We start from the raw sequence: 10,832 nt of genomic DNA, 5'->3' as shown, positions 1-10,832 counted from the left end.
CCTGCAGCAAATAAGACCAACGACTAAAGATCAACCAACCGAGGTGGTCCAGTTTCAGCCGGACCACGGTGGTCAGGTTTGGAGCGGCGTTGACATGAGGATTCACAGGTCGCATTGGCCGACGAACTCGGCGTCGATAGGCAGACAGTTAGGGCGCTCGGGTGGCCCCACTGGCTCCCTACCGGTCCCGCGATCAGCACGTCAGCACCCTGGACCGTCAACGGAGCAGTCGCCTTGCTTGACGACACTGCAGGACCAGCAGTGCTAGATCGCCGAGGTTTTCTGATCATGCAGACCGGGTTGGCTGCTGCGATAGCCGAACGGTGGCTCGCAACCGAGCCTCCGAAGATCAACGCAGCGCTTGAGGGAGGCCGCGTCGACACAGATCTCCTGGATTGCTTTGAACAGCGACTGCCGGCCCTGCGCCGCATGGATGCCAGCCTCGGCGGCGGGAGCGTGCGGTCACTGGTTGACGCCGAGCTTCGGCTGGTAACGGATCTCCTGCGCCACAGCAGTTACTCGGAGGTTGCCGGCAATCGCCTGCTGGTCGTCGCCGCCGAGTTGGGGCGGATCGCTGGTTGGGCCAGTTTCGATGCAGGGTTCCACGCGGCGGCCGAGCGCTACTGGTTTGCCGCCCTCCACGCTGCCCACTCCGCAGCCGATCGCGCGGCAGGCGCGAACATCCTGAAGTGCATGAGCCTTCAGCGGGTCGACACTGAACGCCCCACCGAGGCCCTCCGTTTGGCCGATGCTGCAAGGGCTGGGGCGAAGGATGCGCCTGCCCGCGTGCAAGCGATGCTCACTACGCGTCTGGCTCGTACACATGCAGTGCTTGGTGAATCGGTAGCGTGCGAGCGACGACTCGCAGAGGCCGACACAGAGATGTCACGCGCTGACGATGAAGCAAGCCCAGCCTGGGCCAGCTACTTTGACCATGCGGAGTACTCCGCCCAGGTTGCGGCCTGCTACCTACTCCTGCAGCGCCACCAAGCCAGCGACTACTGGCTTCAGCAGACCCTCGCACTCCAACCGGCCGAGCGCAGCCGCGACCGCGCAACCTATCTGATCTGGCGCGCTGACTCCGTACTAAATCTCGGAGATGTCGAGCAGGCGTGCAGCCTCGTCGCCCAGGCTGCCCCAGATGTCGTTGCCACTCGATCCGTGCGCAACCACCGCCGCTTGCTCGACATCCATGGTCGCCTCGTGGCGCATCGACACCCCGCGACAGGAGAGTTGGATGAGCGCGTGCGTAGTCTGCTGACATGAGTGAGGCCAATAGGGTCGCAGTTGTTACCGGCTCCAACCGCGGACTCGGCAAAGCCATCGCCCGCGGCTTAGCCGAGACCGGTGCCCATGTGGTCGTCACAGCCCGCACCGAGGAAGCCGCACATCGGGCCGCCGACGAACTACTCGCGGATGAACTATCCGCATCCGGGCAGCAACTAGATATCGCCGATCCGGCCAGCGTCGCTCGCGCCATGGCGGACGTGGGCTACCAGTACGGCCGGCTAGACATCCTCGTCAACAACGCCGGCATCGCCATCGACCGAGGTCAGGCAGCAGCCAGCGCCGACATGGAGAAGGTGCGAGCGACGCTGGACACCAACATCATGGGGACCTGGCGCTGCTGCACCGCAGCCATCCCGGAGATGAGAAAGAACGGGTACGGCAGAATCGTCAACGTCACCAGCCACATGGGCACCTTCGGCGAGATGGGAACCGGAAGCGTCTCCTACCGAGTGTCCAAAGCTGGGGTGAACGCACTAACCTGCATCCTCGCAGCTGAGCTTAAGAAAGACGGCATCCTGGTGAACGCCGCGTCCCCGGGCAAGGTCGACACCCGTCTGGCGTACGGAAAGGCGAATTCCACGCCCGATGAAGCTGCCGACACCTTCGTATGGCTTGCCACGCTGCCACCAGACGGCCCGACCGGGGGACTCTTCTACCAACGAAGGCCACTCGACTGGTAGCCGACCGGACCTGCGCCCGAATCCGCTCGACCGGGAACATTGGACTGCGCCGGTCAATCGCTTCGCGCCGGCGTGTCAAGCGCCCGCGCGATGCGGTGTCCGACACCCCGCACTGCCCCGTCGATCATAAAGTTGTGGTGGGGGCAAATTATCCGGATCATGCCAAACCAGGCACCACAACTCCACGATCGACGGCGGCGAGCTGACCCTCCTCCGCGATCTTGCACTTTCTGTCGCGGCATAAGCGGGCATCCCCACCATATCGGCGACAGAAACTGCAAGATCGGCGCGGGCGGGGCGTTCTGGAGTGACGGACCTGGGTGTCGGGAGTGGTCATGATCAGGCTGCTGACGTTGACGTCGGACAGTCTCGTGGAGGCAGCGGCAGAAGCCATTAGCGGACGGCGGCGAGGATCCGGTCCACCGGCTGGTCGGCGCGGAGCAGGACGGGAACGTCGGTCACGGTGGTGCCGCTCCCGGCCGCCCCGAGCGGAGCGCCCACCGCCCCGGTCCGCCCGCCCGGTGCCGCCGGCACGGTCACCGCCGTGTTCGACGCCGACCAGAGCACCAGCGTGCTCTGTCCACCGCGGACGAACGCGACCCCGTTCAGCCTGCCGGCCACCGAGGCGGGCAACGGCGTGACGGTGGCGCCTCGGGCCGCGTCGGCCAGGGCGGCCAGCATCCGACCGGCCTCGCGTTCGGTGCCGTCCGGGTCGAGCAGACCGTAGCGGACCTCGCTGCCGGCCGCGTTGTTCGGGTTGTACGCCAGCGGCAGCCAGCTGATCTCGCCGATTCCGCCGGCGGCCAGCAGGGTGACCGTCTTGACCATCTCCGCCGCCCGGCTGGTCGGGTCGCCGTCGCCGTCGCGCCAGAACTGCCCGACCTCCCACGCCTGGATCGGCGTGCCCGCCGGGGTGGTCGCCCGCAGGTAGTCCAGCAGTGGCGCGACACCGCTGAAGTGCTCGTAGAAGTGCACCTGCCGGACGTCGACGGTGCGGTCGGTCAGCAGCGCCTCGGTCACCGCCAGGAAGCGCAGGCTGCGGCTGTTGGTCTCGGTGCCGAGCGCCCTGCGCAGCTGCGCCTCCCCGGCCACCGCCGGGATCTGCTGCCCCCGGGTGCCGACCCGGCGCTGGAAGTACGCCTGGTAGGCGGCGATGGCCTCCGGCACCCGATCGGCGCGCACCAGCCGGTCGGCGACTCCCATGCCGTACGCCACGCTGCTGATGCCGGAGTCGACCACCCGCGCCGACGGGTCGGTTGCTCGGATCGTCTCGGCGGCGGCCCGGACCAGCCGCCCGTAGTCCTCGGGGCTGCCGGCCCAGTAGCTCGGCGCGTTCACCTCGTTCTCGATGGCGTACTCCCGCACCCCGTACGGGCCGTAGCGCTGCACCACCGAGCGGACGAACCGCTGGTACGCGGCGAGGTCGGTGGGCATCGCCGACTCGGTCTTGTTGGCCGCTCCCCGGGTGTGGCGGGCGGTGCCACCGGTGGCCCAGCACACGCCGGTGCGGATCTTCAGGTGCAGGGTGATGCCCAGCTCCCGGCTGCGCGAGGCGATCTCGTCCAACCCGGCCCAGTCGGGCTGCCCCGGGGTCCGTTCGATCTCGCACCAGGAGATCTCCTCGTACGTCGCCGAACCGGCGATCCGGCGTAGGTACGGCGCGAACTGCTGGTAGCGCGACCAGTCCCAGTGCGCGCCGAACGGGTTGCGCGCGCCGTCGACGGTGCTGGTGGCTCCGGGTGCCGCCGTCGCCGAGGGGGCGGCGGCCGGCGGCGGATCGTCGTCGCCGCCGCCGGTGCAGCCGGCGGTGAGCAGGAGGGTGGCGGCGATGGCGGCGGTGGCGATCGCGCGCAGCCGGCCCGGGCGGGTCACCGGTAACCCAGGGCGCGCAGCGTCGGACCGGAGAACACCCAGACCAACAGGCGCAGGAACGGGTCGAGTTCGCGGCGGTAGCTGCCCACCCGGGAGCCGTAGATCGGCGCGGTGACGCTCGCCGCCGCCCGTCGCCGCTCCGCCTCGGTGGTGTACTTCTGGGCCACGTCGTGCTGCTTGCTGTCGTAGTCGAGGACGCCGTCCTCCCACGGCTCGCCGAGGAACTCGAAGAGGCCGCGCATCGCCTTCTCCGGCTCGTTGACCGCCTGCTCGTACCGCAGCTCGTAGTAGCGGTCCGGCGGCAGGGTGGCGCCGGCCGCCCGCGCGGCGCGGATGTAGCGTGGCCACTTCACCACGCACTTCACGGCGGACCAGTAGCCGAATCGTTTGCGGTGCGAGACCACCACGTCGCGACCGTCCCGGATGAGGTGCACGATCTGGGCGTCCGGGAAGACCTCGGTGACGAAGTCGAGCGACATCGCGTACAGCGGGGTCTTGTCGGCCCACCGGGTTTTGCCCCGCGCGGCGGCGTAGTCGGCGTGCACGCCGCCGAAGAAGTCCCGGATCCGGCGCAGCCAATCCTCGCGGGGGAAGCCGAAGCGGGCCAGGCGCTCCCAGTCCCGGCCGACGATGCGGCGCAGGTCCGGCAGGAACCGGGTCTCCGGGCCGCAGCTGATCCGCGAGTGCGAGTCGAGCACGAGACGCACCATCGTGGTGCCCGACCGCTGGCACCCGACCAGGAAGATCGGCGCGGTGCGGGGTGCGGGTTCAGCCACGGTCGGCCGCCTTCGTCTCGGATCGGGCCTCGGCCGCGGCGCGGTCGAGCCGGTCGGTCAGCTCGTCGCAGCGAACCCGGACGTGCGGGTCGATGGGCAGCCGCCGGTCGCCCGCCGGGCCGGGCGACTCGCGTGGGGCGATGTGCGCGTGCAGCCGGGGATGGTAGGGGAAGTCGAGGAAGGCGCAAAGCCGGCGCAGCTGCGCGGCGGGTTGCGCGACCAGGCTGTCGTAGCGGCAGAGCAGCACGTCGGCCCGCTGGTCCAGGCCGAGCTGGAAGACGAGCGAGTTGCGCACGTACCAGAACAGCGCCGCGCCGCTGTGCGGGTCCAACCGCTGCGGATCGTGGGCCCGGATCAGCTCGACGGTGGCGGCGTCGAGCCGCTGCCCCTGCCACCGTCGGCCGATGCTGCCGTCGGCGATCGCCCGCAGCGCCCGCAGGTTGGCGTCGCCGAACTTGGCGACCTCGGAGCGGGCCCGGTCGTCGACGTCGCGGTAGACCCAGAGGGCGCGTCCGGGCACCAGCCCCGGCAGGGCCAGCAGCTCGTCCACGCGGTGGCTCTCGCACAGTGGCTTGACCAGGACGTACGCGTGGCGGCTGCGGTGGAGGGTGGCGGTCAGCACCGCGTCCGGGCGGAGCTGGAAACGGTGGAACAGGGTGCTGTCGTTCTCGTTGCGGACCTCGACCTCGGGGGCCGCGTCCAGGCCCCGGACCAGCATGTTCGTGCCGGAGCGTTGCAGACCGACCAGGTAGACCGGCATCGCCGAGCCGGGTGCCCGGCCGGCCCGTCGTCGCCAGCGACGCTTCGCCAGGGCCGTGCCGATCCGGTCGACCGGGTTGAGACGGTCCTCCTCGATCAGCCGTCCGATTCCCTCGGTACGCGCCCAGCGCAGATGCCGCCCGAGCCTCCGCACGGTGTACGCGAGTGCGGAGACCTCGTCGTCGGCTGCCACGCGTCCTCCTCGTCGGGCACCGGCCCGGCCCAGTGGAGAGCGGGTGCGACCGGCGGCAGCCAGGCTATCGGGAGATCGCGGCGGGAGGCCAGGCTGCGGACCGCACGGGTAGACGAAGATCAACCGTTCAGCCCACATGCGAAAGGTGAGCTGGACTCGCCGACTCGCCCTGCATACCGTGGGCCCTGGCCGGGGCGGGCAGACCCCGGTCACCCACCCCGGGCCCGGTTCGCCCGATCGACGTGAGCAGGCCGAGTCGATGCGCGTGCTGCATGTGAACAAGTTCCTCTACCGCCGTGGCGGCGCGGAGGGATATCTGCTCGACCTCACCGAGCTGCAACGGGCCGCCGGTGATACGGTCGCCTTCTTCGGCATGAGCCACCCGGAGAACGAGTCGCCACTGCCGTACGCGGCGCGGTTTCCATCCGAAGTGGAGTTGGAGCCGGCGCCGAGCGGGCTGCGGCCCCGCGCGGTGGCCGCCGCCCGGATGCTGTGGTCGCCGACCAGCCGCCGCGGGCTGGCCCGGGTGATCGACGACTTCCGCCCGGACGTGCTGCACCTGCACAACATCTACCACCAGCTCTCCCCGTCGGTGCTCGCCGCCGCCCGCGTGGCCGGTGTGCCGTGCGTGCTGACCCTGCACGACTACAAGCTCGCCTGCCCGAGCTACCAACTGCTGGACCGGGGCCGCCCCTGCCAGGCGTGCGTCACCGGCGGCCCGTTGCAGGCGGCCCGGCGCCGCTGCAAGGACGGATCGCTGTCGCGCAGCGGTCTGCTCGCGGTCGAGTCCTGGTTGCACCGGCAGCTCAACGCGTACGACCCGGTGCAGGTCTTCGTCAGCCCGAGCGAGTTCCTGGCCGACGTGATGCGCCGCGCGGGCGTCTACCCGGACCGGCTGCGGGTGGTCAACCACTTTGTCGACCTGACCGGCGTCGCGGCCAAGCAGACGCCCGGCGGCGGCGTCGTCTTCGCCGGCCGGCTGGCGTCCGAGAAGGGAGTCGACGTGCTGGTCGAGGCGGTCGCCGCGCTGCCGGACGAGGTCACCGTGGACGTCGCCGGGGACGGCCCCGCTCGCCCCGAGCTGGAGGCGCTCGCGGCGCGGCGGGTGCCCGGTCGGGTCCGGTTCCACGGCCGCCTCGACAAGCCACGCCTGCACGACCTGATCCGGTCGGCGGCGGTGGTCGCCGTCCCGTCACGATGGCACGAGAACCAGCCGATGGCGGTGCTGGAGGCGTTCGCCTGCGGCGTCCCGGTGGTCGCCACCGACCTGGGCGGGCTGCCCGAGCTGATCGAGTCCGAGGTGGACGGCCGCGTCGTGGCCGCCGACCAACCCACCGCGCTCGGTGCCGCGCTGAACGACATCCTGGCCGACCCCCAGCGGGCGTACCGGATGGGCCGGGCCGGCCGGGCCAAGGTCGCCGCTCGGTTCGACCCGGAGAAGCACCTCAACCGTATCCGTGGGCTGTACGCGGAGGCCGCCGAGGCGCTGCCGTCCCGGCGGTGGGCGCAGCGGGCGGCGGCCGGTGGGGGAGCGGCCCGGTGAGTCCAGTGCGGGTGCTCTACCTGGCCGGCAGTGGTCGCAGTGGCAGCACGCTGGTGACCACGGTCCTCGGACAGCTGCCGGGCTTCTTCGCCGCCGGAGAGCTGCGGTACCTGTGGCGGCGCGGCATCCTGGAGAACCGGCCCTGTGGCTGCGGTTCCCCGCTGGCCGACTGCCCGCTCTGGACCCGGGTGCGCGCCGACCTGACCGACGCCGACCCGACCGGGATCGCCGCCCGGTTGGCCGAGCGGCTTCGCCTGCGCGGGCTGCCCACCCTGCTGCGCCGCCGGCGTCGGGGGCAGCCGCCGGTCGCGGGCCACCCCGACGACAACCACCTGGCCCGGCTGTACGCCTCGATCGCCGCGCACGCACTTCCCGAGGGTGGCGTCATCGTGGACTCCTCCAAACTGCCGCCGTACGGTGCCCTGCTCGGCAGCCTGCCCGGCATCGACCTGTACGTCCTGCACGTGGTGCGCGACCCGCGCGCGACCGCGTACTCGTGGCGGCGCCGACGCCGGCTGGACGGGCGCGCTGACGACCAGCTGATGAGCCGGCCGCCCGTCGGCAAGGCCGCGCTGCTCTGGCTGGTCTGGAACACCGCGACGGTCCGACTGTGGGGTGACCGCGACGACCGCTACCTGCGGGTGCGGTACGAGGACTTCGTGGCCGACCCGGCCGGCATCACCGCCCGGATCGCCGGGTTCGTCGGCGCGACCCCCGACGAGCTCCCGTTTCCGACACCGCACACGGCACGGCTCACCCCCACCCACTCGGTGGCCGGGAACCCCGCGCGGCACCGCACCGGCCTGGTCGACGTGGTCGCCGACACCGAGTGGCTGACCGGGCTGTCCACCCGCGCGTACGCCGTGGTGACCGGACTGACATCGCTGGCCCTGTCCCGGTTCGGCTACCCGTTGCGCCGCCCGGCGGTCACCACGTCCGTCGCCACGTCCCGTCCGGACCCGGTCGTCCCCTCGTCACCCGCCACCCGGCAGGAAGGCTGAACGATGCTCTCACTGGTGGTGGGCACCGGTCGCTGCGGTTCGACGCTGGTCCAGGAGTTGCTCTCCCGGCATCCCGCGGTCGGTTTCGTCTCCGGCCTGGACGACAAACTCGCCCGGCTCAACCCCAAGGGCCGGTTCAACGGTGCGCTCTACCGGCGGTCGGCGCCGCGCCCGGCGGGAATGACCTCGCTGCGGCACAGCCGACGGTTGCTGGAGCGGGGCCGGCTCCGGGTGGCGCCGTCGGAGGCGTACCACCTGCTCGACCGGCAGGTGCTGGCCGGCTTCTCCCGGCCGTGCCGGGACCTGCTGGCCGAGGACCTGACGCCGTTCGTGGCCCGGCGGCTGCGGGCCTTCTTCGACGAGCGGATCGCCCGGCAGGGCTGTGCGCAACTGGTGCAGCACGTCACCGGGTGGCCGCGCACCGGGCTGCTGCACGCCGCGTACCCGGAACTGCGGGTGGTCAACGTGGTGCGCGACGGCCGGGCGGTGGCCAACTCGTGGCTCCAGATGGGTTGGTGGGACGGCTGGCGCGGGCCGGACAACTGGATCTACGGCCCGCTCCCGTCCGACCTGCGGGAAGAGTGGGTCGAGTCCGGGCGCTCCTTCCCGGTGCTCGCCGCCCTGGGTTGGAAGATGCTGATGGAGGCGTTCGCGCAGGCGCGGCTGCGTCATCCGGCCGACCAGTGGCTGGACGTGCGTTACGAGGACCTGGTCGAGCAGCCGCGTGAGCAGGTCGGCCGGATGCTCGATTTCCTTGGCCTGAGCTGGTCGGCCGCCTTCGAGAGGGGCTTCTCCCGCTACGACTTCCCGGCCGGCCGGGCGGCGGCGTACCGGGACGAACTCAGCCCGGCGCAGCTCGCCGCGATCGAACGGGTGCTGGAGAAGCCGCTGGCCGAGTGGGGCTACCAGGTCTAGACGCCACTGCCGGCGTTGCGTGTATCCGCGGTGCTGTCGACGGACGTCGAGCGGGCGGCTAATCTTTGGCCCCCACACCATCGATGTGAGGAGATGCGATGGCGCGCCGCACCGGCCGACCCTCCTACCTGCTGGACAAGGCCGATGGGCGGCATCGCCGCACCGCGCGGTTCGCGGCCGCCGCGAGCGTGATCGCACTGGTCACCGCCTTGCTGGGTGGCCTGGTCGGTTACCAGGTGGGCCGCCCGGACGCCACCGAGGCGGCCATCGAGGGCATCAAACAGGCCGAGGCGAAGCGGGACGCCCAGCAGATCGTGGAGCTGATCGACACGGCCCGACGCGTTCGCGACCAGGTCGCCCCGGTCCTGGCCGCCATCAAGACGAAGACGGCGGGCGGACGCGCGCCGGACGCGGCGAAGGCTCGCCAATGGCAGGAGGTCATGCGCCAGGCGGCCGCCCCGTTCGCCGACCCGCCGTCGGGAACCACCGCCACCAACGTGGCGCGCGGCGGCCTGCGCGGAGCGGTCCAGCAGGCGTCGCTGGCCGTCGACGCCTACGCGGTGGCCGCCGGCGTTCCGGCCGCGCAGCGGGCGGCCCTGTTGGAGGTCACCGCGCGGCAGGCGGCCGAGGCCGCCACGATCTGGTCGGTCGCGGCGACCCAGCTCGACCAGATCAGCATCGATTCCGGCCACGGTCACCAACACGTGTTCCTCGACACAGACCCCCACGGAGGGGCCCTGACCCCGGACGGGGCGGCCGAGGGAACCGGCGGCTAAGGCACCTTGCGGGGCAAGTGTCCGGTTTGCCGGCGGGGGTCGGTATGCCGCACCGGCCGAGCGGTCGCAGCGTGATCTGGGGGCGACGCGCCAGATCGGGTACGGTCGCTTATCGCAAAGTCTATGAACCAGATTGGCTTTCTGCGCAATGGAAGCCGCATCGGAGGGACACAGCCGTGAGGTTCCCAAGCGCCGTCCGTCAGGCCGGCCTCGTCGTGGCCATCGCCGCTCTCGCGCTGAGCGCGGGATGCGCCAAGAAGGATGACAGCGAGGTCCAGGCGAGCGGCGTCAAGCTGGTCTCGGCGGGCAAGCTGACCGTCTGCACCCATCTGCCCTACCCGCCGTTCCAGTCCAAGGACGCCAGCGGCAAGGTGACCGGCTTCGACGTCGAGATCATGGACCTGGTCGCCAAGGAGCTGGGCGTCGAGCAGACGATCATCGACACCCCGTTCGAGGGGATCAAGTCCGGCCAGGACCTGAACACCGGCAAGTGCGACGCGGCCGCCGCCGGCATGACGATCACCGAGGAACGGCGCAAGGTGATCGACTTCTCCGACCCGTACTTCGACGCGACCCAGGCCATGCTGGTGAAGACCGGCAAGACCTACAAGTCGCTCGACGACCTGCGGGGCAAGAAGGTGGGCGTCCAGGCGGCCACCACCGGCCGGGACTACGCCAAGAAGCTCGAGGCGGAGAAGGGTCTGCAGCTCGTCGAGTTCGAGGACCTCGCTGCCGAGCAGCAGGCGCTCGCCAACGGCCAGGTCGAGGCCGCCATCAACGACCTGCCGGTCTGGACCGAGTACCTGAAGAAGAACCCGGGTGGGTTCGAGGTGGCCGCCGAGTTCGACACCGGCGAGCAGTACGGCTTCCCCGTGAAGAAGGGCGCCAACCCGGAGCTGCTCAAGAAGATCAACGAGGTGCTGGCCAAGGCCAAGCAGGACGGCACGTACGACACGATCTACGAGAAGTGGATCGGCAAGCGGCCGAGCGCCTGAGCACAGCGCAGTACCGGAGGGCGCGCGGGACG

General features: G+C 70.8%; 10 protein-coding genes. 7 read left to right on the top strand and 3 right to left on the bottom strand.

Going from position 1 to position 10,832, the window contains the following annotated elements; all coding sequences use genetic code 11:
- Positions 1-288 precede the first annotated feature (288 nt).
- Both ACIBF8_RS27735 and ACIBF8_RS27730 read left to right on the top strand, forming a co-directional pair.
- On the top strand, positions 289-1,266 hold the full coding sequence (locus ACIBF8_RS27735; RefSeq protein WP_396786854.1) for a transcriptional regulator: 978 nt from the start codon (positions 289-291) through the stop codon (positions 1,264-1,266).
- Positions 1,263-1,970 carry an SDR family oxidoreductase gene (locus ACIBF8_RS27730; protein WP_396786853.1) on the top strand — a complete coding sequence of 236 codons (708 nt, stop codon included), beginning with the start codon at positions 1,263-1,265 and terminating at the stop codon, positions 1,968-1,970. Before ACIBF8_RS27735 ends, ACIBF8_RS27730 begins: the two co-directional genes overlap by 4 nt.
- A 393-nt stretch (positions 1,971-2,363) precedes the next feature.
- On the opposite strand, the gene ACIBF8_RS27725 is transcribed toward ACIBF8_RS27730, so the two are convergent.
- Genes ACIBF8_RS27725 through ACIBF8_RS27715 form a run of 3 tightly spaced genes read right to left on the bottom strand, consistent with a single transcriptional unit; the run spans position 2,364 to position 5,570 of the window.
- On the bottom strand, positions 2,364-3,842 hold the full coding sequence (locus tag ACIBF8_RS27725) for a hypothetical protein (RefSeq protein WP_396786852.1): 1,479 nt from the start codon (positions 3,840-3,842) through the stop codon (positions 2,364-2,366).
- The gene (locus ACIBF8_RS27720) at positions 3,839-4,618 is read right to left on the bottom strand and encodes a sulfotransferase family protein (protein WP_396786851.1); all 780 of its coding nucleotides are present in this window, start codon (positions 4,616-4,618) and stop codon (positions 3,839-3,841) included. Before ACIBF8_RS27720 ends, ACIBF8_RS27725 begins: the two co-directional genes overlap by 4 nt.
- A complete protein-coding gene (locus ACIBF8_RS27715) occupies positions 4,611-5,570 on the bottom strand; it encodes a hypothetical protein (RefSeq protein ID WP_396786850.1) in 960 nt (319 codons plus the stop codon). The genes ACIBF8_RS27720 and ACIBF8_RS27715 overlap by 8 nt, the downstream gene beginning before the upstream one ends.
- 259 nt (positions 5,571-5,829) lie before the next feature.
- On the opposite strand from ACIBF8_RS27715, the gene ACIBF8_RS27710 reads away from it, so the two are divergent.
- From ACIBF8_RS27710 to ACIBF8_RS27690, 5 genes are all read left to right on the top strand, one after another.
- Positions 5,830-7,113 (top strand): glycosyltransferase family 4 protein, encoded by a 1,284-nt coding sequence (locus ACIBF8_RS27710; protein ID WP_396786849.1) that lies wholly within the window; start codon positions 5,830-5,832, stop codon positions 7,111-7,113.
- A complete protein-coding gene (locus ACIBF8_RS27705; RefSeq protein ID WP_396786848.1) occupies positions 7,110-8,114 on the top strand; it encodes a sulfotransferase in 1,005 nt (334 codons plus the stop codon). The genes ACIBF8_RS27710 and ACIBF8_RS27705 overlap by 4 nt, the downstream gene beginning before the upstream one ends.
- Before the next feature lie 3 nt (positions 8,115-8,117).
- Positions 8,118-9,029, top strand: a complete 912-nt coding sequence (locus ACIBF8_RS27700) for a sulfotransferase family protein (protein WP_396786847.1) — start codon at positions 8,118-8,120, stop codon at positions 9,027-9,029.
- A gap of 98 nt (positions 9,030-9,127) precedes the next feature.
- Positions 9,128-9,805 carry a hypothetical protein gene (locus tag ACIBF8_RS27695; protein ID WP_396786846.1) on the top strand — a complete coding sequence of 226 codons (678 nt, stop codon included), beginning with the start codon at positions 9,128-9,130 and terminating at the stop codon, positions 9,803-9,805.
- A 176-nt stretch (positions 9,806-9,981) separates the two neighbouring features.
- On the top strand, positions 9,982-10,800 hold the full coding sequence (locus ACIBF8_RS27690; RefSeq protein WP_396786845.1) for a basic amino acid ABC transporter substrate-binding protein: 819 nt from the start codon (positions 9,982-9,984) through the stop codon (positions 10,798-10,800).
- Positions 10,801-10,832: the final 32 nt, after the last annotated feature.

This window comes from Micromonospora sp. NPDC050276 (genome assembly GCF_044459545.1).
In the GTDB taxonomy this organism is placed as follows: Bacteria; Actinomycetota; Actinomycetes; order Mycobacteriales; family Micromonosporaceae; genus Micromonospora.
The sequence above is the reverse complement of the archived record's forward strand: the minus strand, read 5'-3'. Positions and strand labels throughout refer to the sequence as shown.